A 23,816-nucleotide genomic window follows, 5' to 3' on the forward strand; every position below is an offset into this window, starting at 1 on the left:
CTGTTTATTGTGCGGGGCTGGCGACACGCATCATTCTTTCTGTGCTGTCCTCGCTCTCTCTTTTGATTAAACAAAATTGCTTTTTACCTTTTTGTAAAATCCAGTATGTGTTGAAGAGTGGCTGACCAACAGAGCTGGTATCAGATGACGCTTTTTTCCCGTTCACACTAACGGCATTGCAGGCAATAAGTTCCCTGGCCTCACGCCGGGAAGACGCAAGTCCGGTCAGGGTGAGTAATAGTACAAGCTCTTGCTGCAGAGTTTTCACGAGTGGCAGGCCGTCCATTTCCAGCTGTCTGATTTCTGATAGTGACAGCTTATTTACCTCTCCGGAAAACAAAGCTGAAGTAATTCTTATAGCGCTTTCAAGAGACGCCTGGCCGTGTACTAATGCTGTCACTTCTTTCGCCAGAATTTGCTGTGCTTCAGGTTTATTGCCTCGCGTTTTGTCTGCGAGCTCAATGGCTGCAATATCCTCTGTGCTCAGAAATGTGTAATAGCGAAGCAGGTTATAAACGTCTTTGTCATCTACTGAGAGCCAAAACTGGAAGAAGCGGTAAGCAGAGGTTTTGTCCGGGTCAAGCCAAATCGTGCCAGATTCCGTTTTACCGAACTTCGTGCCGTCAGCTTTTGTGATCAGAGGCAGTGTCATTCCGGAAACTCTGCATTGATTGAGCCTGCGGGTCAGATCAATACCGTCTAAAATATTTCCCCACTGATCGTTTCCACCAATCTGCAGCTTGCACTGGTGGCGACGGTTTAGTTCTGCAAAGTCATGCGCTTGTAACAACGCATAGCTGAACTCTGTGAACGATATTCCTTGTTCAGCACGTTGTAAACGCTTTTTTACTGAGTCACGTTTCAGCATAGCGTTAACCGAAAAGTGCTTGCCAGTGTCCCGAAAGAAGTCAATGATATTGATTGATCTAAACCACTCAGCATTGTTTTCAATCAGGATAGGCTCCCCCACCAGTTCTTTAATCTGAATACCAAGCCTTTCAACCCATTCACCGACTTGCTCTGCAGAATTTAAAGTACGCTCACTGTCTTTAAAGCTCGGGTCGCCTATCATTCCTGTGGCTCCGCCGATCAGCGCTATCACTTTATGACCAGCTTTCTGCAAACGTTTGAGCATAATAAGCGGTACCAGATGACCTATGTGTAAACTGCCTGCAGTAGGGTCAAAACCACAGTAAATCGTCTGCGGCGACTCGAATAGGTTTTGCAGTTCTGCAACATCGCTTGTCTGGGATATCAATCCTCTGTCATTTAGATCATTGAAGATATTCATCATTGATAACCTGCCTTTCAATTTAATAAGGCGAGCGTACTGGAATGGACTTATCTACAGAATATCCCTAAAGGGACAGAACGTTATTTAGCGTGCGTAATGAGGTGATTAAGAAACAGCTGGAAAAACTCACTCAGAGATTTGACGTTTAACTGCTTATAGATTCGTTTCCGGTGATTTTTTACTGTTCCCTCAGAAATACCGGTAGCAACAGCGATTTCCTTAGAATCACAACCTTTTGCAATCAACATGGAGATTTCCTGTTCCCTGGGAGTGAGTATTGACTGTCCGAAAGTTGCCAGCGCGGATGAGATTAACTGACGCATATTGTCCGTTTGTTGAGTCGGGTTATAGACGCTTTCTGAAAAAATGAACTCTGTTTGTCCCCAGTGCTTCTGACAAATAGCCTCGATAACGGTGAAGTGTCGTGTAAGTAACTCTGTGTTCTGACGGGTAAAACGGGTAGCCTTCCTGATTGAGCCAAAACAAAACAGAACTGACTTACTGTCAGAAACATTAATCATCATGCCAAGCTCATCCTTCCAGCCAGTCTGATGATAAAAATGTCTGCAATAAGAGTTGTAGTCCGTGCGATCTATATTCAAATCGCTAAGCATAAAAACGCCACTTTTTTTCCGCTTGCTGAAGTACCTGAAAAACGGGTCTTTATTGAAAGAGGATTTGAGATAAAGTTCGAACAGAAGGTCGCGGTTATCTTTAAGGGAGTCGTGAAGATAAACCGGGTGTTTGTCGTTCCGGCAGCCCAGAATCACAACAGAGTCGAATTCCAGCATTGCGTCAAGCAACGTTGTTAACGTTGCAGCGAAGTTGACTGAATGAATGGCAGAGATTGTCTCTGCCATTAGTGAGTTAAATGATAAATCCCGCATGCCGGAAGTGTATGACTACAGGAGATTTTTCGCAACGTTTGCTAGGCTTCCTGACTATTCACTCCGCCCCACAAAAACGTATCGGGTTGCCACATTTTGCCGTTGTCGAAACAGAAGCCGTTTTCTCTGTCCTGTGCAATGAGGATAGGGCCGTCGAGATCGACAAAGTCAGCGCCGTCACACAGCAAATAAGCCGGCGCCATTGCCAGCGACGTGCCTACCATACAACCTACCATGACAGAGAAATCCATTGCTCTTGCGGCTTTGTACAGAGCGGCAGCTTCGGTGAGACCGCCGGTTTTATCTAACTTGATGTTGATGCTCTGATAGCGTTTGCGCAATACGTCCAGCCCGGCTGACGTATGGCAGGACTCGTCGGCGCAAAGTGGAATTGGGCATTCATAATACTCAAGCACGTCATCGTTCTCTGCCGGTATGGGTTGCTCAATGAGTACAACATTGCAGGCTTTCAGCGGCTCAGCCACGGCTTTCAAGTCTTCGATGGTCCAGCCTTCGTTAGCATCTACAATCAGCCGGCTTTCCGGCGTGACTTCGTGAATAGCGCGGATCTTGTCAACAACGGCATCGGGGTCCAGCTTCACTTTGATTATTGGCGCGCCTTTGAGTTTACGCGCAGACGCCTGCATATTTTCGACAGTATCCACACTGATAGTTTGTGCGGTAAAGCAATGTGGCGTAACGGGTAAATCAAGTAGTTCCGACACCGGTTTGCCGGTTACTTTTGCGGTTAAGTCCCACAGGGCACAATCCAGCGCATTGCGGGCAGAGCCGGCTGGCAGCAATTCCGGTAGTGCTGCATGATCTTCAAGGCTGTCAATGCTGGCCCTGACCTGTTCTAACTGGGCCGTAACCGATTCGATGGACTCGCCATACCTGCCATAGGGCACGGATTCGCCAAATCCGGTATGCTCGCCGTCACTCACTGACACGTGTATCACATCGGCTGCTGTTTTGGCTCCCCGGGAAATGCGAAACACCTGCGCCAGCGGAAAACGTTCGTGTTGAATTGTAATAGTTAATGCCATCAGAGGTTCCCGATAATATCACTGACACCAAAACGTACCGGGTCGGTACACGGTAAGCCGAGTTTTGAAGCCGTTTCTTCACAGTACGCCTTTGCTTCAGCTGCACTGACACTGGATGTGTTCACTGCAATGCCAACAACTTTCACGTCAGGATTCGTTAATCTGGCAGCATTTACAGTCATTTCAATGACGGCTTCCAGCGTTGGTTGGGGATAGTGAGGTAACCCCCGCATGTGTGAACGGTTCAGCGCATGGCAGATCACCAGTGCATCAGGTTGGGAGCCGTGCAACAACCCTAAACTGACACCGGCAAAGGCCGGATGGGACAGGGAGCCTTGTCCCTCGATAATATCCCAGTGGTCTTCGTCGTTGTCAGGGCTGAGTGTTTCCACAGCACCGGATATGAAATCTGCTACCACACAGTCGATAGCGACGCCTTCACCGGCAACCAGAATGCCGCTTTGCCCGGTAGCACGGAAAGTCGCTTTCTGACCGGCTTTTTCCAGCGCTCTGGTCAGACACAGTGAAGTGTACATTTTGCCCACAGAGCAGTCGGTACCAACTGTAAGCAGACGCTTACCTGTACGTTTGATACCTTTGCCTGTCTTGAAGCGGGCTGTGGGATGACGGATATCAATGAGCTGGCGGTCACAACGCTGCGCGGCTTCCACCACGGCGGGGATACTGGTAAGTTTATCGTGCAGGCCGCTGACAACATGCATGCCGGCTTCAATGGCTTCTACGATTGTAGGAACCCACGCTTCATCAATAAAACCGCCGCTGTTTGCAAAGCCCAGCACAAAAGTGTTGGCGCCGGCATCGACCGCCTCATCAATAGTCATTGACGGGCAGCCGGTGGTGACCTCGCAACCCGGCAAGCGGTATTCACCGATGCAGGCTTCAGGATTCCAGTCTGCCACGCTCTTTGCCATTTTTATACTGAGCGGATCGGTGGCGTTGCCAATGAAAAGCAAATAAGGAGGAGTAAGTACCATAGTGCATCCTGAAAATTCTGAGAAGAAATCACTGTAAGGTCAGTGTGTTATTTCAGGCAGTGTAAAAGGCCGGAGAGCCGGTGATAAGTAGTAACTTTTGGCAAGGGTATAACGTCAGGTTATCCGCACGATAGTGTCGGACAGTGTACCGAGGAAACTTTCACACAGTTTGGATACCGGACGGCTGTCCAGAGAAAGCGCTTTTACGGTGAACGTTAATGAAGGGGCGAACCGGGCAATACCGGTTTTTTCTGTCTGATTACCCTCAGCGGTCAGTCTGTCAACAATACAGCATCCCAGACCTGCATCAACCAGCCGCGCGGCGATGTAATAGGTATCCACCTGGATTTGCGTTTTAATATCCAGGCCGGACTGTTCTATGTGACGCCAGGCCATTTCTCCTAACGGTCCGCTTTCCCAGATCCCGATAATGTCCAGGTTTTGTAAATCACTGATGGTCAGTGTTTCCGGCGCTTCGTTGAAAGCTTGTCTGGGATACATCACTACCATTTCCTGTTCACATAGCTGACGTTCTGCCACACCGGGCAATTCGGGAGATGAAAACAGTACGGCGGCATCACATTTGTGCGCCAGCAGGGTTTGCAGCGCTTCCTGGTTGTGTACGGTTTTAATATTCAGGGCAACATCCGGATGTTGCCGGCGGAACATTGCCATGGTTTGGGGAAGCACGTCGAAACCCAGCGCAGGAGTAACAGCAATATTGATGATGCCACTGCGTCCCCGTTGAATATTATTGGCAAGCTGCTTAACCGTATTCAGTTGCTTATAAATTTTGCTGATTTCCGGAAACATCATTTCTGCTTCCGCTGTGGGCGTTAACTTGCCTTTGTTGCGGTGAAAAAGGTCGAAGCCAAGCTGTTGCTCTGCATGGGCCAGTACTTTAGACACCGATGGCTGAGACACATACAGTAAGTTAGCAGCGCCGGTAATGGAGCCGGTGGTATAAATGGCATGAAATACTTCAATATGGCGCAAACGCATATCACTTTCCCTGGTTCAGCAAAGGCCTGACAAACCATTTAATGAAATTCGCAGCGGGATGACAAGGTCACGAAGACAAAAAACTCAGGAGGGGAGGCCGCGCAACAGCAAGGAAGTGCTATTGTGCGGCAGGTTAGTATAAGGGATGACTCAAAGCTGGTCTAAAAGTGCCTTACGTTTCTCTTCGTAATCCGCGTCACTGATAAGCCCTTCTTCGAAAAGCTCTTTAAGTGTAGCGAGTTTGGCACGAACTTCGGTTGAAATCGTGTCTGCTGCCTCACCCACGATAGAACTGCGTTTACCCGTTAAGGTTTCATCGATAGTTGCGACAAAAATTTTGCTGTATCTGCCGTTCGCTTCAAACTGACAATCTGTTTCACCATCGTAGGCCCATGGCACGTTAGACCATTCTTTGATCTGAGGGCTGTCAGACGCACATTTACGAATTTGACCCAGCTTTATCAGGTTCCGGCCTTCAAGCTGATACTTTTCAATCACACTCCATGACCAGTGTGAATTTTCCGGATGGTGGCGGACATCTTTAGGAGATTCGAGGAAAAACTCCTCATGATGCCCGTATGTCATATACAGGTAGCTGCCGTCATACAGCGCGAGAAATTTAGAACGGGTCCAGTTACAGTTGGTACAGGTATACCAGCCGTAAATAATATTATTTTCGTCCATGCGCTCGAATTGGAGGTAAATACCGTCACTCACGTACTGCCGGTAAATTTTTTCCTGCGGCTCCACAGGCTTTATACTGACGAGCTTCTTAAATACCTCTGTTTCCAGCATAGGCGAGGGCGGATTCCACGTGGCGCAACCCCCCAGAGATAAACCTGCAAGGACCAGACAGGCCGATAAAAATTTGTTCACGGACACTTCCTTATTCAGTAATACAATTGATTAAATATGGAACAAGTATACAAAACTGACAAGGAAGCGGGCGGGAACTTGCTAACGTTCTTTCATACCCGGGTATAGTAAGCCGGAAACAAAACAGCCACCCGAAGGTGGCTGTTTTAACGATAACTTATCAGCAAGTCTTACTCGTCCAGGAAGCTGCGCAGCTGCTCTGAACGGCTTGGGTGGCGAAGTTTACGCAATGCTTTCGCTTCAATCTGACGGATACGCTCACGGGTAACATCGAACTGCTTACCTACTTCTTCCAGCGTGTGGTCAGTGTTCATGTCGATACCGAAACGCATACGCAGCACTTTTGCTTCACGGGCTGTCAGACCGGCCAGTACTTCCTGGGTCGCGTCTTTCAGGCTGCCGCCGGTCGCTGAATCGAGGGGCTGAATAATTGTGCTGTCCTCGATAAAGTCACCCAGATGCGAATCTTCATCATCACCGATGGGGGTTTCCATGGAGATGGGCTCTTTCGCAATCTTAAGCACTTTACGGATTTTGTCTTCCGGCATTGCCATACGTTCTGACAATTCTTCCGGCGTTGGCTCACGACCCATTTCCTGCAGCATCTGACGGGAGATACGGTTCAGTTTGTTAATGGTTTCAATCATGTGAACCGGAATACGGATAGTCCGTGCCTGGTCAGCGATTGAACGGGTGATCGCCTGACGAATCCACCATGTTGCATAGGTTGAGAACTTATAACCACGACGGTATTCGAACTTATCAACCGCTTTCATCAGACCGATGTTACCTTCCTGAATCAGATCCAGGAATTGAAGGCCACGGTTGGTATACTTCTTCGCGATTGAAATAACCAGACGTAAGTTCGCCTCAACCATTTCTTTCTTCGCACGGCGGGCTTTCGCTTCACCGATAGACATGCGACGGTTGATGTCTTTAATGTCAGCGATAACCAGACCAGTTTCCTGTTCTACGCTGTTCATCTTGGAGACAGAACGCTCGATATCTTCTTTGTAGTTTTGCAGCATGCCGGTGTAAGGCGCGCCTGAAGATAACGTAGCTTCTAACCAGTCTGTAGTGGTTTCGTTGCCAGCAAATGCCTTAATGAAATCTTTCTTAGGCATCTTTGCATTTACAACGCAGTACTTCATGACCAGGCGTTCCTGGATACGTACTTTGTCCATCATGTCGCGCATGTTTTTAACCATGCGGTCGAACTGCTTAGGTACTAAGCGGAATTCTTTGAACACTTCGCTGAGTACGGCAATTTCTTCGCGGGATTTCTTGTCTGAACGGCCATGCTTTTCAATAACAGCACGGGTTTTCAGGTATTGTTCACGAAGCTTGCCGAACTTTTCACGGGCAACTTCCGGATCAACGCCGCTATCGTCCTCGTCGCTGTCATCATCATCGTCGTCATCATCGTCATCATCTTCGTCGTCTAACTCTTCAGCTGACAATTCAGAACCGATGTGGGTAGCGGTAGGTGCAAGATCCTGCTCTTCGTTAGGATCAACGAAACCGGAAATAATATCGCCAAGACGAATTTCTTCCGCTTCAAATAAATCCCACTGTTCCAGCAGGTAAGTGATGGCTTCAGGGTATTCTGCAACAGAACACTGTACCTGGTTGATACCGTCTTCGATACGCTTGGCGATTTCGATTTCGCCTTCACGGGTCAACAGTTCAACGGTACCCATTTCACGCATGTACATGCGGACAGGGTCGGTTGTACGGCCAATTTCACTTTCTACGGTTGCCAGCGCCTGAGCTGCAGCTTCAGCGGCATCTTCATCAGCGGTGGTTTCTTGCATGAGTAATTCATCGGAATCCGGTGCGGACTCTGAAACCTGAATACCCATATCGTTGATCATACTAATGATGTCTTCGATCTGATCTGAATCGACGATATCTTGTGGCAGGTGGTCGTTTACTTCTGCAAAAGTTAAGTAACCTTGTTCTTTACCTTTTGCAATCAGGAGTTTAATCTGAGACTGCTTGCTTTGAGCCATATAACCTACACTTCTCACATTGAATTAATAAGCAAAAAAGCACGTTCAAGAGCCGGAAAAATCCCGTCTTGTCCATGCTTGCTATCGTTTGTTACCGCACCTGTCAGAACATCGGCTATTGTAATTTCGGCCTGAATTATGCATCTTATACGTCTCAAGATTGCATCAAGGTAAGCCCGATGTTTTCTATAAAGTCTGCTTGCAGCGAATTAGTCAGTATAACAGAAAGACACCATTTTTGACCAGACGTTCAGCATGATTTTTCGCCAGAACTTTATCCGGCGGCCTCGTAAGCTACGACTTCTGACGTTCTTTCATCAATAAGGTCAATTCTGTTTTCTCTTCCTGAGAAAGCGGCTGCATACGCGACCGTGAAATCAGCGTCTCAATTCTGCTGTCGAAATGCCAGTCGAGCAGCTTTGCAAAACTGTCGCAATACACGGTATCTGCGTCATCTTCCTTAATCAGGTGTTCCTGTAACAGCAACTTCGCGATGACAGAAGAATGGGGATGGTCACGGAAGTTTTCAAGGACCTGGGCGGTGGTGGATTGTGGATTATTTAAACAATACCCGTGAATGTCGATGAGTACGTGGATACCGGCAACACCACTTTGTGCCAGTACCTGCGGCGAGCAGTGGGTGTGTCTGGCAGCCAGTGCCGGGTTATCCAGCAGTAACCGCACCATCGTGCGGACCGGCGATATTTGGGTCTTTTGTTGGGTGTAGTGGGAGTCCTTTGGTTTTGACGACTTTTGCTTTGCCTGTTGCATATCCTGCTGCAAACGAAAGCGGTCATATTCACCCACATGTTTCGCCAGCTCTTCCTGCAACATGGCTTTCTGACTGTCACCCAGTACCTGGTCTATCAAAGGCTGCGCAGCGGCTTTCAACGCCACTTTTCCTTCCGGCGTGCCGACTTCATGTTGTTTCAGTAGTGACTCAAAGAAGAACCGCGATAAGGGCATGGCGTCATCGAGTAATGTCATAAAAGTATCTTTGCCCGTCTGGCGAACCATGGTATCCGGATCTTCACCGTCGGGAAGAAAAAGGAATGTCAGTTTCACTCCATCTTTTAATGCGGGTAATGCATTTTCAAGTGCCCGCCAGGCAGCTTCACGCCCGGCACGGTCACCGTCGTAACAGCACACAATGTGGGAAGTGGTGCGCATCAGCATACTGAGGTGCTCCGGCGTTGTCGCCGTGCCCAGTGCTGCCGTGGCAATATGGATATCGAACTGGCTCAGCGCTACCACATCCATGTAGCCTTCCACTATCACCACTTTATCAAGATGGCGCTGGCTTTGTTTCGCCTGATAAAAACCAAACAATTCGTAGCCTTTGTGGAAAATCCGTGTTTCCGGAGAGTTAAGGTATTTCGGGCCGCCGTCATCCAGCACCCGGCCGCCAAAGCCGATCACTCTGCCACGGCGATCGCGGATAGGAAACATGATCCGGTCACGGAAGAAATCATACGTCTTGCCGCGATCATTTTTGTTTACCAGTTTCAGATCCAGCAACTGCTGAACCCGTTGGGGATCTGTGCCGAAGGTTTTCAGTACGCCATCCCATTCTGACGGGGCGTAGCCGATTTCCCAGTGCTTCACAATATCACCGGATAAGCCGCGACCTTTCAGGTAGTCAATTGCTTTGGGGCTGTTGGCATGCTGTCTTAACTGCTGCTGAAAATAGCGGGTGACAGATTCCATCAGCGCATAGTCATCCTGTTGCTGCTGACGCTTCTCTTCTGTCATTGCAGGCCGGCTGCTCTGTTCCCGCGGGATCTCTAACCCGTGTAGCCGTGCCAGCTCTTCAATCGCCTCTACAAACTCCAGCCGGTCAAATTCCATGATAAAGGAGATTGCATTGCCGTGAGCGCCACAGCCAAAACAGTGATAGAACTGCTTGTCCTGACTGACGGTAAAAGACGGGGTTTTTTCATTATGAAACGGACAACAGGCCTGATAATTCTTACCCGCTTTTTTCAGTTTCACACGGCTGTCCACAATGTCGACAACATCGGTACGGGCTAACAGATCATCAATAAAATCGCGGGGAATTCTTCCGGACATGCAGTATATGTAACCTACGGGTATATAACAGAAACAGTAACAGCTGATCAGTGCCTGAGCGTCAGAAGGGTCAGCAAACGTGGGTTACTTTATCAGGGAGAGAAGAAGGCGCAACCTTTTCGTATTGCGCCTGATCTTTTTAAACGGCTATCTGAACTGACTCAGGGGGTTACGCGTTCAGACGCGCTTTGATTTTTCCACTCAGTGCGCCCATGTCTGTACGACCCTGAACTTTTGGCTTCAATGCACCCATGACTTTACCCATATCCTGCATGCCGGTGGCACCGGTTGCAGCCATAGCTTCGTCAATCAGAGCAGCCACTTCTTCATCAGTAAGCGGTTGTGGCAGGAAAGATTCTAAAATTACGATTTCCGCACGTTCTGTGCTGGCCAGATCATCACGATTTGCCTGATCATACTGGGCGGCCGCGTCGGCACGCTGCTTAACCATTTTGGTTAAGATAGCCAGAATGGCGGTATCATCTACAGTGATTTGCTCATCAATTTCTTTTTGCTTGATGGCGGCCAGTGCCATACGAATTGTGCCAAGTTTCAATTTTTCCTTAGCGCGCATGGCATCTTTTTGTGCGTTTTTTAAATCGTCAATTAAAGCCATAGTATTTTCTTTCCTGATGTCGGGCTTATCAGAAGGACAGGGCGGGCAGGACGGGAATCACTTTTTCAGTGGTCCTGAGACAGCAAAGGTGCCTTAAGGCACCTTTGTTAAGCCAACACTATCTTAGTAGAGTTTTACGCGACGTGCGTTTTCGCGAGCCAGCTTTTTCAGATGACGCTTTTTAGCAGCCGCTTTTTTACGCTTACGTTCCCAAGTAGGCTTTTCGAAGAACTCACGACGACGAACTTCTGACAAAACACCTGCTTTTTCACAAGAGCGTTTAAAACGACGAAGAGCGACATCAAACGGCTCGTTTTCTCTAACTTTAACGATAGGCATTAAATTCTCACCTCAAAATTTTCAAGACTGTAGCCGGGCGTGAAAGTGTGCGATAAATCGACACCCGGGTTAAAAATGGTGCGAAATTCTATTCTTTTCTGAAGGGAAAGTAAAGCCGGTAGTGTTAATAAATTAACCAGCGATCGCAGATTTTTAGCTGAATCTGATTCGCGATCCTCGCATTTACCGTTTTCAGGGTGAACGAATAACGGTAAACTTGCCCGCCCTGCACCACCATAAAGAGGTTTATCAATGCGTATTCTGGGTATCGAAACATCCTGCGACGAAACGGGCATCGCGGTTTATGATGACGAAAAAGGATTGTTGTCCCACGAATTATACAGTCAGGTTAAACTGCACGCCGACTATGGTGGTGTGGTTCCCGAACTGGCATCCCGCGATCATGTGCGTAAGATCATACCACTGATCCGCAAAGCATTGAAAGACGCGGCTACTGAAGGTGAAGACCTGGACGGCATCGCATTTACTCAGGGACCGGGCCTTGTTGGTGCATTATTAGTAGGCTCATCCGTAGGTCGCGCACTGTCTTATGCATGGAATATACCGGCCGTGGGTGTACACCACATGGAAGGGCATTTGCTGGCTCCTATGCTGGAAGAAAATGCTCCCGCGTTTCCTTTTGTAGCGCTGCTGGTATCAGGTGGTCACTCGATGCTGGTGAATGTGCAGGGGATTGGTCAGTACGAAGTGCTGGGTGAGTCCATCGACGATGCTGCAGGTGAAGCTTTCGATAAAACCGCCAAGTTACTGGGTCTGGATTACCCTGGCGGTCCGCTGCTGGCAAAGCTGGCAGAAAAAGGTGAGGGTGGACACTATAAATTTCCCCGTCCGATGACAGATCGCCCCGGTCTGGATTTCAGCTTCAGCGGATTAAAAACCTTTGCCGCTAACACCATCCGCGATGCCGACGGCTCGGAACAAACCAAAGCGAATATTGCGTTCGCCTTTCAGGAAGCTGTTGTTGATACCCTTATCATTAAGTGCAAGCGCGCGCTTAAACAAACCGGTCTGAAGCGGCTGGTCATTGCCGGTGGTGTCAGTGCCAATACGTATTTGCGTGAGTCCATGGAATCGCTGATGAAAGAACTCCGTGGCGAGGTGTTCTATCCGGGACTTGCTTTTTGCACCGATAACGGCGCCATGATTGCCTATGCCGGCATGCAGCGCTTAAAGGCCGGACAATTCTGTGATTTATCCGCCGCCGCCAAACCCCGCTGGCCACTGGATTCTCTGCCCGCGGTGTAAGTCGCGAACTTTGCGGTCAGTGAATTGTTGTTGTCATAGTCCACTTTTATACTGTGCCAAGTATTAAAAGACGGAAAAAACAATGAAACGAAAAGGACTGTGGGCAACACTTTTGCTGGCTGTACTGACAACCGGCGTGCAGGCGAAGGATGACACGCCTTATGTGGTGATGATATCCATAGATGGTTTTCGCCACGATTATGTGGAAAAACACAACGCGGCCAATATTGCACAAATTGCGAAAGACGGGGTACGGGCAGAGAAGATGATTCCGGTGTACCCGTCCAGCACATTTCCCAATCATATTTCTATAATCACCGGTTTATTGCCCGTTCACCACGGTATCGTAAATAACGCTTTTTACGACAAATCCCGCCCTGTAAAAGACAGTTATGCCCGATATTCTATGGGAAAAGGTCACGGCGATTCGACCTGGTTATCTGGTATGCCTTTCTGGAATCTGGTGGAGTTTAACGGTTTGAAGGCGGCTACGTATTTCTGGCCGGAATCTGATGCCAGAATTAACGGCAATCTGCCGTCTTATCACTATCACTACTCTAAATATGCGGATTATCAGGGAAGAATTGATCAGATAACCGAATGGTTGTCTTTACCTGAAGTATCGCGTCCGCATTTCATTGCGGGCTACTTTTCACTGGTGGATACGCAAGGGCACGATTTCGGGCCTGATGCTAAAGAAACCTACGACGCTGTTCAGCTCATAGACGGTCTGATTGGCCAGCTTTATGGCAGAATCAAACAGCTGGATATCCCGGTTAACCTGGTGCTGGTGTCTGATCACGGTATGACGGCTATCCGCCAGGAAAGCAAGGTGGTAGAGGCTGAGCTTGGGATCAGCGACAAGTTTGCTGTTGAGACCCGCGGTTCACAGGTACTTATCTATGGTAAAAAAGGCACAACGGAGCAGGAAATCAGTACGCTGAAGGCGTCTTTAGAAGATGCTGCTAAAGGGCGTTATTCGGTGATGTCCGATTCACGCAGAGCCAGCGTTCATATGGAACGGGATCAGCGTACCGGCGACATCATGCTGGAAATCCGGCCTCCGGGCTACTTTGTCAGCGACAGCACCCACGACGGTAAAGGCGCTCACGGTTTTGATGCATCACTGGAAGACATGGCTGCCACCTTTATTGCTGCAGGCCCTGATTTCAGACAGGGGGCGACCATACCGCCGATGAAAAACCTGGAAATTTATCCTGGTCTGGCAAAGCTGATGAAGCTGGAATATGTGCCTGAAACAGACAGTGGCAGCGACACCTTTAATCTTGGTCTGGCTGAGCAGTAATCTGACCCGCACCGCGGGGGCTGAAGCGTCGCTCGAAGCACCCAGCGGTTACCGGAATGATCAGAAGAACCAGCAGTACACCTACTAGCGTATTCCATCCGAAATGCTTGTACAAAAGGCTGGACAGGGTGATACCGGCCCAGCCTCCTACATAGTAAAATAGTGTGTACAGAGCATTAGCACGGCCTTGTCCGCCGGTAAGTTTACTGTTCAGTGCACCTACAGCAGCGGCATGAATGGTGAAAAAACCTGCGCACAGTAAAATCAGCCCGGCAGTGACAGCCAGCACCGAGGGAAGCAACAACATCAACAGGGAAACACACAGCACAGCAGCACCTGTCAGTAAGGTGTTGCCGCTGCCAATGCGGTTACTGAGCTTGCCTGTCACCGGACCAATCATCACGCCGGTAAGATACACCAGATAAAGCAGGGTGGTGTCTTCAGTGGTGAATGCAAAAGGCGGCTGAGTAAGGTGAAAAGGCAGAAAATTAAATACTGATGAGAAGATGCCGAATCCGCTCAGCGCACACAGGTACAGTCGTAAAAGCGGCCACTGCCTGACAAGTTGAATGTAACGGACTGCGGGCGCTTTCGGGTCAGACTTTTCGCGCTTATCACGTGGAAGACCGTACAGAGCCAGCGAAAAGGCAATGAGCGTGAACAGACTGGTTGCAACAAATGCATAACGCCAGTGCTCCGGAGAAAACGCCCAACCACCCAGTAACCGGCCGCCTAGACCGCCGGCAACGGTGGCTGACACGTAAGCACCCATCACAACATTCAATTTTTCAGGGGGCAGTGAGCGGGAAAGCCAGGCAACGATACAGGTTGTCAGTGACGGAACGAAGATACCCTGTACGAATCTTGCGGCAATCAGTACATTCAGGTTGTCTGTGGCCGCACAAATCAGTCCGCACAGAACAATGGCGGTTCCGCCTGTTGCGATGACGGGGCGAACCGGAAATTTATCTGATATTAATCCGAAAGGCAGGTTTGCCAGCGCTATGCCCAACACCACTGCCGATACCGTGAAAGACACCATGACCAGGTCAGTATTAAACTCCTGACGGAGTACAGGAAGTACCGGTTGAGTAATATAGATGTTGGTAAACGCGGCACAGACCAGCATGAAAATGATGAACTGCAAGCGGGTTTGCGCCTGAAAATGCATGATGTTTTCTCAGATTACAGAAAGAAATGAAGAGTTTGCCGGTAAACCGGTCACATCCGTTATTCTGGCAGTGTGCGGTTTTATTTTAAACGTACTTTATCCCACACTTTACTTTCTTCACCTTTGAGCAGGCGTTGAATATTGTCTTTGTGCCGAAAGATAATGAGCACCGACAACATGATCACTGGAACGGTGTACATAGGTTTGATAAACCAGGTAAATAAAGGCGCCAGACTTACCGCAATAATGGCTGCCAGAGAGGCATAGCCCCAGACAAACATGACCAGCAGCCAGGTCAGGATCAGCAAGCCTGCCAGTTCCGGGCCCAGTGGTAACAGAACACCAAAAGCGGTAGCCACTGCTTTGCCACCTTTGAAGCCGAAGTACAGCGGAAAAATGTGTCCCAGACAGGCCGCAACGCCAATAAAACCCAGAGCAACAGGTTCAATGCCCATCCAGTAGCTGCAATACACCGGCACCGTGCCTTTAAACACGTCCATGAACAATACCAGCGCTGCCGGAACGCGGCCGCCGAGTCTGAATACATTGGTGGCCCCGGGGTTATTTGAACCGGCGGCACGGGGATCAGGAAGCTGGTATAACCGGCAAACCACAACGGCGCTGGAAAGCGAACCCATCAGGTAAGCGATACAGACCATAAGAATTACCAGGGCGATCATTTGTTGCAGACACTATCAATACGTTACATGCACGCAGACTAACAGGAATCGCAGGTAAAATACCAGCAAGGTTTAGTGACCGCAGGGGCAGTTGTGGTAAAGTGGCGGCCACCACTGTAAGGCGAGCCGCAGGCGCTGTAACCTATGCCACAAACGCAACACATTATTCTGTCCGGTCTTAAAGTTGATACCCTGATCGGGGTGTATGACTGGGAGCGGACCCGCAAAACCACACTACTGTTTGACGTGACCGTGCAGGCCGATCTGTCTGCGGCAATGCAAAGCGATGATGTAAAAGACACCATTGATTATGCATTGCTGGCAAAAGCCATTCAGGATGCCGCCGCCGATCAGACCTTTGAGTTGCTTGAAGCCCTGGGCGGCCACGTGATTAACGCTGTCTTGAAAGGCTTTCCTGTAGCGCACATTAAGCTGGCGATAACCAAGCCGGATATTCTGCCGGATGTAAATACAGTGACAGTTGTCTTTGAACAGAGTCGTGGTGACTGATGCACCTTATTACCATCAGTCTGGGCACAAATGTTCAGCGTACCTGGTACGCCAGACAAGGGTACGTTTATTTAAAACGTCACTTTTCTGCGGTAACGTGTTCCAGAATGTTTGAAAGTGAAGCGGTTGGCTTTGATGGTTCACCGTTTTATAACTGTGTGATCAGTGCTGAAACGACTTTAAGTCCCGGTGATGTGAATGCCACGCTGAAAGCGATTGAGCGTGAAAATGGCCGGACTCACAGTGAAAAAAAGTATTGTGCTCGCACTCTGGATTTAGATCTATTAACCTACGACAACGTAGTGACAACGCACCCTGTTGCGTTGCCGAGGGCAGAAATTTTGCACAATGCATTTGTACTGCAACCCCTTGCAGAACTGTTGCCTGACCACGTGCACCCCGTAACAGGAAAAACCTACCGGCAGTTGTGGCAGGAATACGATCAAACTTCCCAACGGCTATGGCCAATCGATTTTACATGGAGTGATTCTTAGGGATGACGCTTTTTGAAATTATTATTCTTGCCCTGATCCAGGGAATAACTGAATTTTTGCCAATCAGCAGTTCGGGACATTTGTTGTTGCCGGCGGAACTGCTTGGCTGGGACAGTCAGGGGCTGGCCTTTGATGTGGCTGTTCACGTGGGCAGTTTACTGGCTGTTATGCTGTACTTCCGTCAGGAGATCGCGCAAATGACAGTGGCCTGGCTGACCCGGGGATTCACAAAGAACCAGAATACCGACAGCAAGCTTGCCTGGTATGTCATTCTGGCGACCATTCCCGCAGTGCTTGTGGGCCTGGCACTGGATGACTGGATTGAAATGAATGCCAGAACAGCGCTGGTGATAGCGGCCACAACCATTATTTTTGGACTCTTACTGTGGTATGCCGACGTTAAAGCGACACACACACAGTCGCTGGAAAACATCACCATGAAACAGGCGATCATCATTGGTATCGCTCAGGTGATGGCGCTGATCCCGGGCACATCACGCTCTGGCATTACGATGACGGCCGGATTGATGTTAGGTCTGGACCGCGAGAGTTGTGCACGGTTTTCTTTCTTACTGTCTATTCCGGTCATTCTGGGAGCAGGTACGTTGAAAACCTTTGATTTAGTTCAGGCGACGACAGCAGTAGACTGGAGCGCGTTGCTGTACGGTGCGGCATTCTCGTTCATCAGTGCCTATTTATGTATTTTCCTGTTCCTGAGCTGGATTTCCCGCATCGGCATGCTGCCGTTTGTTATCTACCGCATGATTTTAGGCGCGGTGTTGCTTTGGTTCGTGTTCGCTTAACCTGCATGGAGAATTAGAATGTCAGAGACTATTTTTACGAAAATCATCAACAAAGAAATTCCCGCTGATATCATTTATGAAGATGATCTGGCGCTGGCATTCAAAGACATTAATCCGCAGGCGCCGGTGCACTTTCTGGTGATCCCGAAAAAGCCCATCGCAACCATTAACGACATTGCAGAAGAGGACCGTGCCGTGGTCGGGCACTTAAGTTATGTGGCTGCGAAAGTAGCCGCAGAACAGGGCTTCGCAGAGCAGGGCTATCGTACGGTAATGAACTGCAATGAGTTCGGTGGTCAGACGGTCTATCACATTCATCTGCACGTACTGGCCGGTAAGCCGCTGGGCTGGCCTCCGTACACTGAAAAGCTGAAAACTGCACTGGAATAAGCAGGAAGTCACAGAGAATTGTGACCTCCCGCCAGGCCCTGCAATAACATGCAGGGCTTTTTAATTTCTACAAACCCAGAACGTCTTTACCTTGTTTAAAGGTAATATCGACAGGAATATTAGCGGCTTCGAGCTTCGCCAGGTCAGACGCTAATTCAGGTTTTATGACCCCCATTTCGTCCACCAGTTTTGCAACACCGTCGTAATCGCCGTCACCCTGATAAGTTAAAATCAACCGGCTTAATGCCTCTACCGCGCTGCCCATTTTTTCCATGTTTACGCTGTAGTAGCCGTCTTCATCTTTGGTAAACGCACCTTGTTGAGCAAAGAAGTTAAACCGGATCATATTGGCTTTACCGTGGGCAGAGCTGGCACCGAAACGCACGGAGCGGAAAATCCCTGCAAGAAAAGTTACGTAATAATCTTCAAGCACACCTTCTGTGATCTCGCCTTTTTCCAGCAGGCTCTGCACCATGTATAAACCGAGAATGTCAGCTTTCCCTTCTTCAAGGGCTGATGCATGTTCTTTCAGTGCGGCACGGACGGTGCTGCTGCCGTCCAGCGTGTTTTTGATACCCAGACCATGAGCAACTTCATGGAACATAGTATTGGCAAAAAATGCGTCGAAGGTGATGTGATTGCGCTGTTCAGGGTTGATAAGTTCATCTGCAATGGGCATGAGGATTTCGTCGAACTTGGCGCGCATGGCGTTTTTAAGCTGCAAACGACGTGTTCCTTTCGCCAGTTGTACCCGTTCATCATTAGGCAGATTAATCGCTATGGTTTTACTGCCTGCATTGGAGTGGCCTGCATAGTAGATGACATCATAGGCGTTTAAATCAGCATCGGAGCCGGGCATTTCTGCTTTATAGGCATCCGGTACCGGTAAGCCTTTTTGCAACTCCGGCAAAAACTGCGCGTACTTAGACAGTTTGTCACTCCAGGCCAGGTCTTTTATCAGAACATAAGCTTCAAAGGCGGCACGGTAACCAAAAAGCTGATCTTCGTAGGTTTCAATGGGGCCAATCACCAGTTCAACAGGATTGGTTTTCATGTCCATCCAGGCCATATCAGACGCGTAATAATCGTTGCTTAACAGGGCGTCTGCCCGCAAATTCAGGTAATTCGCAAATTCTTCATTGCCGGCCAGTTTTGCGGCTTTTCTCAGCAGCGCCGCCGCTTCGGTAAGCTCAGGTTTGTATGCGTCTGAGTAAGGTACGCTATGAAGGGAGCCGTCGTCCTTGCGTTTTACCAGCGAATAAAGGCCGTCCTTATCTGCAAAGTCTGCTGCAGCGAACTCCTCTTTAGTCATGTCGTGAGGATAGAATTCTGCGCCGGCAGGCTTGCTGTCTGTGTTTTTAAGAAAAGCGGCGTCACCGTTCAGGCGATCCCAGGGGCCATAATTAATATCTGCAAAACGGGCAACGTCTTCGTTACTGAAAGACTTCAGGAACGTATCTTTATCGCCACTGAACGCCTGCTTCCAGAAAAGTCTGTCCATGATGACAGAGGCATCGATGAGCAGCGAAAGCATGGCCTTCTGATCATCAGAAAAACGTGACAGATCAGTCGTTAATTCGACAGGCTTATAAATAGATAGTCGGGCAGGGTCGACCAGCAACTGGCCGGACTTTTCAGAAGCAGATTGCGCTTCAGGTGTATGGGGGGTTGTCGTTTCCGGTGCTTTTGAGCAGGCTGACAGCGCAAAAACGGCAGCAGCAACGGCAATACTCAAACGGGCTTTACGGGTATTCATTATCATCGTTATTTTTCCAAACAAGTTTGTCCCACCGATTGATACACAAAACATTGTGCATGTCCAACATCTGCTGCGGTCACTTGCGCTGAATATCCGTCTGTTAAGGGGAAGTCCTTTTAACAACTTGCACTGGCAGGACGCATAAAAAAGTTTAAAAAAAAGCCATGTTTAACAAAATTTATACAAACCGGCGTTTTAATATCTGCTAGGGTAATTTAAAAATGCTGATAAAAAACAATAATTTATACTAAAGTATAAGGTGTCACAGTGGAAGCGCTACTCAAAAATAATAAAAGTCAGTTCCTCGATATTTTTACAACAGTATCCGGTCATAAATCGAATCTGGTCAGTCTCAACAGCTGGTGGGATAAGGTGGCACTGGTCGGCAAAATCAATTCTCTGAATGTACCCCAGAGTTTGCTCAGCAATATGCTTGAAACAAAAGCCGAATTCAGCGAACTGCAGGAAATTCTCATAGACAATCTGCTGTCTGAAAACACGCAGCAATGCGGAGTAAAAAATCAGGCTGTTGCGCAAACGCTGATTGATATACCAGTCCGAAATCTGTTTGAACGCACTGCAGACGTTGGATTTCTGGCAACAGATGCTGACATACTGGCATTCCTTAGTGATAGCACAGATCACGGGCCGGATACGTATGCCATTGTGAAACGCCTGACTGAATATGCTGCCAAGTATTCTGTCTATGATGACATTATGTTGTTTGATGAGACCGGACAGTTAAAAGCACAGATGGATACAGGCGCAGATATTTCCGGCGATGATCCGGTGATTGCAGAAGTACTGACCGGCGAACATGAATATCTGGAAATTTGTCGCTATTCTCCTCTGAGGCCAGCCTTTCCCCTGTCCTCCCTTTTCCTTGCGCCTGTGAAAGATCCTGAAACCCAATGTGTTACCGGCGTTTTATGCATGAGTTTCAAACTGGAAGGTGAGATGCGCAGTTTGTTTGCCGATCTGGATGACGGGTCCGGTGCGATCATGGCATTGCTCGATAAGCAGGGAAATACACTGGTGTCGGCTGACGAAACTGTGCTACCACGGGGGACGGCGCTGAATGTCAGTCGCAGTAATCAGATCATTACTCTGGGTAAGCATGAGTACTACTGCACCGTAGCCCGCACGCGTGGCTATCAGGGCTATGCGGGGCTTGGCTGGCAAGGATGTGTTTTGCTGCCGTTTGCCAGCATGTCGGCACATCCTGAGAACAGTGAAGGAAACAGTGACGATGTTCAGCGCTGGCGCGGCTTTTCACCGGCATTGAGTAACATACGTCACAAGGCGAAAATTGTGACTGAGGATTTGGATCTCGTTGTGCTTAACGGACGGATAGCTGCTGCCCGCAGTGATGCTGACGAGTTTATTCCCATTCTGGAAGAGATCCGGCAAATTGGCCGGCAAATGCAGTCAATTTTTACCGACTCAGTAAATCAGTTGATGAATACTGCGCTGAACACGCATTACGACGGACTGATTTTTCAGGCTGCTCTTGCCATCGATATCATGGACAGAAATCTTTATGAGCGGGCGAACGATTGCCGCTGGTGGGCACTCACAGGGTTGTTTCAGAGTGTACTTAACAAGCGCCGGAGTTCCCCTGATGATGCTGCGGCAATGGCCGGCGTGCTTGGCTATATTAACGATCTCTATACTGTTTATACCGGCCTGTATATTTATGACCGGGATGGAAAAATCGTTGCTGTTTCCCGTCCGGCAATGAAAGCGCTGGAAGGAACCACGGTTCATGCTGATACTGGGGCCGGACAGGTGTTTAACCTGAAAAGCTCGCAGCAGTTTTGTGTATCAGAATTCGTGCCCTGTCATTACTATGAGGGTAAGCAAACCTACATTTACAACGCAGCGATTACCGCAGACGGTCAGGTAAATGGTGGGATTGGACTGGTCTTCGACAGCGGACCCGAGTTTAAACAAATGCTGGAGGATGTCACCGGCGGGGAAAATGACGGTATATTTGGTCTGTACACCGACAGGAACGGGCATGTGATCAGTACCACTGACAATGCAAACTGGCGAACCGGTGACAGAATCACGTTGCCGGATATCATCAGTAAAGGTGGTGACGGGCACAAAGGTGCAGGTATTCATGAGATTAACGGCGAGGAATATATTCTGGCTTTTGCTGTATCAAAAGGCTACAGGGAATATAAAACGTCAGACGGTTATCATAATGATGTTATCGCTATTATCGGTGAGCCAAATCAACCGGTAAAATCACAGCAATAAAAAATGGCTGCCCGGGGCAGCCATTTTTGTCTGTATTAATGCACAACTATCAGAATGCGTAAGTCAGACCTACGTGGGCTGCCCGTCCACGTGAACGGAATGCTGATGCGCCCTGGTAATCTTCATCCAGCGCGTTTTCAACGCGACCAAATACGTCCAGGTGCTCATTAACACTGTAACGTGCGCTTACATCTACCAGTGCATAGTCTTTCAGCTTGACGCCACTGTCGACAGCATCAGCGACCAGACGGACGTTAGCTTCTGCGGTCAGTGCTTCGTACTGATACATAACCCCTAGTGAACCCAGTTGCCGCGGCCGGCGGCTTCGCTGAGCGCCGGTGGCATCTTCGGTATCGTTATAGGTATAGTTAGCTTTCAGTAACCAGGCGTCTGTTACCGCCCACTGACCAATCAGCTCGACACCGTCAGAATACGACGTGCCGGATTCCTGCAGATAGCCGGAGTAAGTGGCGAGATCAAAAGAAATGGCGTCTTCGATTTTTTGATCGAAGTAAACCACCTCAACAGATGTGCCTTCAGACGGGGTAAATTGCAGGCCGATCTCGTAACCTTCGGAGGTTTCTTCTTTCAAATCGATGTCTGAAGCAGGGGCATAACCGAAATCACGGTTATACTGAATTTCGTACAGGCTCGGCGCGCGGAAACCCGTTCCGTATGCTCCACGTAATTTCAAATCACCCTGTTCCAGCGCCCAGATGTATGCAGAACTGAGACGGAAGCTGACATGTTCGCCAAAATCTTCGTTATCATCGTAGCGAACGCCGGCGGTGGTAAATAAGTTTTCAGTGAATTCGCTTTGTAGTTCGGCATAGTAACCGGTCTGTGTACGGCTTTCTCCGGAAGATGTAATGCTCTCTTCCTCCCAGTCGATACCGTAAACTACGTTGTTCTCAGCATTTAACTGCGTATTACCCAGATATTCGACCCGCTCGATATTCCCTTTCGTGAAGTAGCTTTGCTCGCCGAGAGTCAGGTTTTCACGCTCTACCAGGCTTCTCGAGTACGCCAGTTGCTGGTTACCTGAATCTGTTTCGTAGTTAGCATTTACGCGAAAGTTGGTCTGTTTGAAATTGCTCTGACAGTCGTCTACGTAACCATCGCTGTAGCAATGGTCATACTCACCTTCACCGTCGTTATTACGGACAACAAAACCCAGAGATAAATCTTCAACCGGACGAACATTCACGCGGGCGTGCACGGTGGTATTTTCATAACCGTCATCATCCTGCAGGGTGGTGTCGTCCAGACGTGCGTTAAAGCCATCCGTTGAGTAATCAGATACTGACAAATACCCATCAACCCGTTCTGTACCTGCACCCACTTCACCGGCAATGTTATTGGTGTTATACGCGCCGGCAGAGGCGGACACGCTGCCAAATGTACCTTGTTCAACACGGCCGGTCTGGATGTTGATAACACCACCGGCATCTGCGCCGTATACCAGGCCTTGTGTACCACGGAGGATCTCTACCCGCGACACATTGGCGCTCTGTAACTGACCAACATGAGGTTGAACCTGTGTGCCGGTAGGATCAGAGATGTCCACGCCGTCAATACGGATAAGCGTACGGTAACCTTCTTCACCACGGATCCGCAGTGCCGAAGTCGAACCGATACCGCCGCTGTCAGTCACATGAATGGATGGCTGAATGCGCAGTACTTCTGCCAGGTTGGCATAACCGCGAAGTTCGATTTCTTCCTGCGTAACAACAGATACGGAGGTTGCCAGTTGCCGCAGTGGCGTGGCAATACGGCTTGAAACGACAACGTGTTCAATAGTGTCTTCTGTACTGCCTGCGTCTGCCGCCATCACAGATGTAGCAGCGCAGCTCATAGCAACGGCCAGGGCCAGTTTGCTGGTTTTCATGTGTGTTCCTCAATCTTATTGGTGTCAACGATTGAAGGAGGGAAAGGGAGTGCGGAAACGTAAAGTCAGTTTAGCCTGAACATCCGGCATGGTGTTACATGCAGGAATGAAATGCATAAGGTAGTCACGAACAATGCAATCCGATGA

General features: G+C 48.9%; 21 protein-coding genes. 7 read left to right on the forward strand and 14 right to left on the reverse strand.

Annotation, left to right across the window (positions count from 1 at the left end; translation table 11 throughout):
• Positions 1 to 4: 4 nt before the first annotated feature.
• From tyrS to rpsU, 10 genes are all read right to left on the reverse strand, one after another.
• Positions 5 to 1,294, reverse strand: a complete 1,290-nt coding sequence (gene tyrS, locus ACXAG2_RS06440) for a tyrosine--tRNA ligase (protein WP_474865283.1) — start codon at positions 1,292 to 1,294, stop codon at positions 5 to 7.
• 80 nt (positions 1,295 to 1,374) lie between these two features.
• Positions 1,375 to 2,154 (reverse strand): response regulator transcription factor, encoded by a 780-nt coding sequence (locus ACXAG2_RS06445; protein WP_474865286.1) that lies wholly within the window; start codon positions 2,152 to 2,154, stop codon positions 1,375 to 1,377.
• Positions 2,155 to 2,222: 68 nt separating this feature from the next.
• Positions 2,223 to 3,227, reverse strand: a complete 1,005-nt coding sequence (gene dgcA / locus ACXAG2_RS06450; RefSeq protein ID WP_474865288.1) for an N-acetyl-D-Glu racemase DgcA — start codon at positions 3,225 to 3,227, stop codon at positions 2,223 to 2,225.
• Positions 3,227 to 4,222 (reverse strand): N-acetyltransferase DgcN, encoded by a 996-nt coding sequence (gene dgcN / locus ACXAG2_RS06455; RefSeq protein ID WP_474865291.1) that lies wholly within the window; start codon positions 4,220 to 4,222, stop codon positions 3,227 to 3,229. The genes dgcA and dgcN overlap by 1 nt, the downstream gene beginning before the upstream one ends.
• A 114-nt stretch (positions 4,223 to 4,336) precedes the next feature.
• Positions 4,337 to 5,224 carry a LysR family transcriptional regulator gene (locus ACXAG2_RS06460; protein WP_474865292.1) on the reverse strand — a complete coding sequence of 296 codons (888 nt, stop codon included), beginning with the start codon at positions 5,222 to 5,224 and terminating at the stop codon, positions 4,337 to 4,339.
• Between the two features lie 150 nt (positions 5,225 to 5,374).
• Positions 5,375 to 6,100, reverse strand: a complete 726-nt coding sequence (locus ACXAG2_RS06465; RefSeq protein ID WP_349584199.1) for an SHOCT domain-containing protein — start codon at positions 6,098 to 6,100, stop codon at positions 5,375 to 5,377.
• Between the two features lie 170 nt (positions 6,101 to 6,270).
• On the reverse strand, positions 6,271 to 8,112 hold the full coding sequence (gene rpoD / locus ACXAG2_RS06470) for an RNA polymerase sigma factor RpoD (RefSeq protein WP_474865294.1): 1,842 nt from the start codon (positions 8,110 to 8,112) through the stop codon (positions 6,271 to 6,273).
• Between the two features lie 294 nt (positions 8,113 to 8,406).
• Positions 8,407 to 10,182 carry a DNA primase gene (gene dnaG / locus ACXAG2_RS06475; protein WP_474865296.1) on the reverse strand — a complete coding sequence of 592 codons (1,776 nt, stop codon included), beginning with the start codon at positions 10,180 to 10,182 and terminating at the stop codon, positions 8,407 to 8,409.
• 169 nt (positions 10,183 to 10,351) lie between these two features.
• Positions 10,352 to 10,798, reverse strand: a complete 447-nt coding sequence (locus ACXAG2_RS06480) for a GatB/YqeY domain-containing protein (protein WP_119500099.1) — start codon at positions 10,796 to 10,798, stop codon at positions 10,352 to 10,354.
• Between the two features lie 123 nt (positions 10,799 to 10,921).
• On the reverse strand, positions 10,922 to 11,137 hold the full coding sequence (rpsU, locus tag ACXAG2_RS06485; RefSeq protein WP_012517258.1) for a 30S ribosomal protein S21: 216 nt from the start codon (positions 11,135 to 11,137) through the stop codon (positions 10,922 to 10,924).
• A 252-nt stretch (positions 11,138 to 11,389) separates the two neighbouring features.
• On the opposite strand from rpsU, the gene tsaD reads away from it, so the two are divergent.
• Together tsaD and ACXAG2_RS06495 are read left to right on the forward strand one after the other, a co-directional pair.
• Positions 11,390 to 12,403: a tRNA (adenosine(37)-N6)-threonylcarbamoyltransferase complex transferase subunit TsaD gene (gene tsaD, locus ACXAG2_RS06490; protein ID WP_303573749.1), complete on the forward strand. Its 1,014-nt coding sequence runs from the start codon at positions 11,390 to 11,392 to the stop codon at positions 12,401 to 12,403.
• 82 nt (positions 12,404 to 12,485) lie between these two features.
• Entirely contained in the window at positions 12,486 to 13,709 is a 1,224-nt protein-coding gene (locus ACXAG2_RS06495) for an alkaline phosphatase family protein (protein ID WP_474865300.1), read from the forward strand.
• Here ACXAG2_RS06495 and ACXAG2_RS06500 read toward each other — a convergent pair.
• Positions 13,684 to 14,880 carry an MFS transporter gene (locus ACXAG2_RS06500; RefSeq protein WP_474865303.1) on the reverse strand — a complete coding sequence of 399 codons (1,197 nt, stop codon included), beginning with the start codon at positions 14,878 to 14,880 and terminating at the stop codon, positions 13,684 to 13,686. The genes ACXAG2_RS06495 and ACXAG2_RS06500 overlap by 26 nt on opposite strands.
• 80 nt (positions 14,881 to 14,960) lie before the next feature.
• Positions 14,961 to 15,560, reverse strand: a complete 600-nt coding sequence (plsY, locus tag ACXAG2_RS06505; RefSeq protein ID WP_119500103.1) for a glycerol-3-phosphate 1-O-acyltransferase PlsY — start codon at positions 15,558 to 15,560, stop codon at positions 14,961 to 14,963.
• Positions 15,561 to 15,704: 144 nt separating this feature from the next.
• Between plsY and folB the strand changes: the two genes are divergently transcribed.
• Genes folB through ACXAG2_RS06525 form a run of 4 tightly spaced genes read left to right on the forward strand, consistent with a single transcriptional unit; the run spans position 15,705 to position 17,757 of the window.
• The gene (gene folB / locus ACXAG2_RS06510) at positions 15,705 to 16,070 is read left to right on the forward strand and encodes a dihydroneopterin aldolase (RefSeq protein ID WP_474845002.1); all 366 of its coding nucleotides are present in this window, start codon (positions 15,705 to 15,707) and stop codon (positions 16,068 to 16,070) included.
• Complete coding sequence (folK, locus tag ACXAG2_RS06515) at positions 16,070 to 16,564, forward strand: 2-amino-4-hydroxy-6-hydroxymethyldihydropteridine diphosphokinase (RefSeq protein ID WP_119500105.1); 495 nt, start codon at positions 16,070 to 16,072, stop codon at positions 16,562 to 16,564. Before folB ends, folK begins: the two co-directional genes overlap by 1 nt.
• Positions 16,565 to 16,566: 2 nt before the next feature.
• Positions 16,567 to 17,367 carry an undecaprenyl-diphosphate phosphatase gene (locus tag ACXAG2_RS06520; protein ID WP_303573745.1) on the forward strand — a complete coding sequence of 267 codons (801 nt, stop codon included), beginning with the start codon at positions 16,567 to 16,569 and terminating at the stop codon, positions 17,365 to 17,367.
• An 18-nt stretch (positions 17,368 to 17,385) separates the two neighbouring features.
• Positions 17,386 to 17,757, forward strand: a complete 372-nt coding sequence (locus ACXAG2_RS06525) for a histidine triad nucleotide-binding protein (protein ID WP_474865305.1) — start codon at positions 17,386 to 17,388, stop codon at positions 17,755 to 17,757.
• Between the two features lie 67 nt (positions 17,758 to 17,824).
• On the opposite strand, the gene ACXAG2_RS06530 is transcribed toward ACXAG2_RS06525, so the two are convergent.
• Entirely contained in the window at positions 17,825 to 19,513 is a 1,689-nt protein-coding gene (locus tag ACXAG2_RS06530) for a dipeptidyl-peptidase 3 family protein (RefSeq protein ID WP_474865617.1), read from the reverse strand.
• A 270-nt stretch (positions 19,514 to 19,783) separates the two neighbouring features.
• Here ACXAG2_RS06530 and ACXAG2_RS06535 point away from each other — a divergent pair, with 270 nt between their 5' ends.
• Entirely contained in the window at positions 19,784 to 21,781 is a 1,998-nt protein-coding gene (locus tag ACXAG2_RS06535; protein ID WP_474865307.1) for a cache domain-containing protein, read from the forward strand.
• Positions 21,782 to 21,830: 49 nt separating this feature from the next.
• Here ACXAG2_RS06535 and ACXAG2_RS06540 read toward each other — a convergent pair whose 3' ends face one another.
• Positions 21,831 to 23,669: a TonB-dependent receptor plug domain-containing protein gene (locus tag ACXAG2_RS06540; RefSeq protein WP_474865310.1), complete on the reverse strand. Its 1,839-nt coding sequence runs from the start codon at positions 23,667 to 23,669 to the stop codon at positions 21,831 to 21,833.
• Between the last annotated feature and the right edge of the window lie 147 nt (positions 23,670 to 23,816).

It is taken from the genome of Alteromonas sp. ABH4_456, assembly GCF_056160645.1.

Coding starts and splice junctions, on each gene's coding strand:
- tyrS (WP_474865283.1), bottom strand. CDS start 1,294: ATGATGAATATCTTCAATGATCTAAATGACAGAGGATTGATATCCCAG.
- ACXAG2_RS06445 (WP_474865286.1), bottom strand. CDS start 2,154: ATGGCAGAGACAATCTCTGCCATTCATTCAGTCAACTTCGCTGCAACG.
- dgcA (WP_474865288.1), bottom strand. CDS start 3,227: ATGGCATTAACTATTACAATTCAACACGAACGTTTTCCGCTGGCGCAG.
- dgcN (WP_474865291.1), bottom strand. CDS start 4,222: ATGGTACTTACTCCTCCTTATTTGCTTTTCATTGGCAACGCCACCGAT.
- ACXAG2_RS06460 (WP_474865292.1), bottom strand. CDS start 5,224: ATGCGTTTGCGCCATATTGAAGTATTTCATGCCATTTATACCACCGGC.
- rpoD (WP_474865294.1), bottom strand. CDS start 8,112: ATGGCTCAAAGCAAGCAGTCTCAGATTAAACTCCTGATTGCAAAAGGT.
- dnaG (WP_474865296.1), bottom strand. CDS start 10,182: ATGTCCGGAAGAATTCCCCGCGATTTTATTGATGATCTGTTAGCCCGT.
- ACXAG2_RS06480 (WP_119500099.1), bottom strand. CDS start 10,798: ATGGCTTTAATTGACGATTTAAAAAACGCACAAAAAGATGCCATGCGC.
- rpsU (WP_012517258.1), bottom strand. CDS start 11,137: ATGCCTATCGTTAAAGTTAGAGAAAACGAGCCGTTTGATGTCGCTCTT.
- tsaD (WP_303573749.1), top strand. CDS start 11,390: ATGCGTATTCTGGGTATCGAAACATCCTGCGACGAAACGGGCATCGCG.
- ACXAG2_RS06495 (WP_474865300.1), top strand. CDS start 12,486: ATGAAACGAAAAGGACTGTGGGCAACACTTTTGCTGGCTGTACTGACA.
- ACXAG2_RS06500 (WP_474865303.1), bottom strand. CDS start 14,880: ATGCATTTTCAGGCGCAAACCCGCTTGCAGTTCATCATTTTCATGCTG.
- plsY (WP_119500103.1), bottom strand. CDS start 15,560: ATGATCGCCCTGGTAATTCTTATGGTCTGTATCGCTTACCTGATGGGT.
- folB (WP_474845002.1), top strand. CDS start 15,705: ATGCCACAAACGCAACACATTATTCTGTCCGGTCTTAAAGTTGATACC.
- folK (WP_119500105.1), top strand. CDS start 16,070: ATGCACCTTATTACCATCAGTCTGGGCACAAATGTTCAGCGTACCTGG.
- ACXAG2_RS06520 (WP_303573745.1), top strand. CDS start 16,567: ATGACGCTTTTTGAAATTATTATTCTTGCCCTGATCCAGGGAATAACT.
- ACXAG2_RS06525 (WP_474865305.1), top strand. CDS start 17,386: ATGTCAGAGACTATTTTTACGAAAATCATCAACAAAGAAATTCCCGCT.
- ACXAG2_RS06530 (WP_474865617.1), bottom strand. CDS start 19,513: ATGAATACCCGTAAAGCCCGTTTGAGTATTGCCGTTGCTGCTGCCGTT.
- ACXAG2_RS06540 (WP_474865310.1), bottom strand. CDS start 23,669: ATGAAAACCAGCAAACTGGCCCTGGCCGTTGCTATGAGCTGCGCTGCT.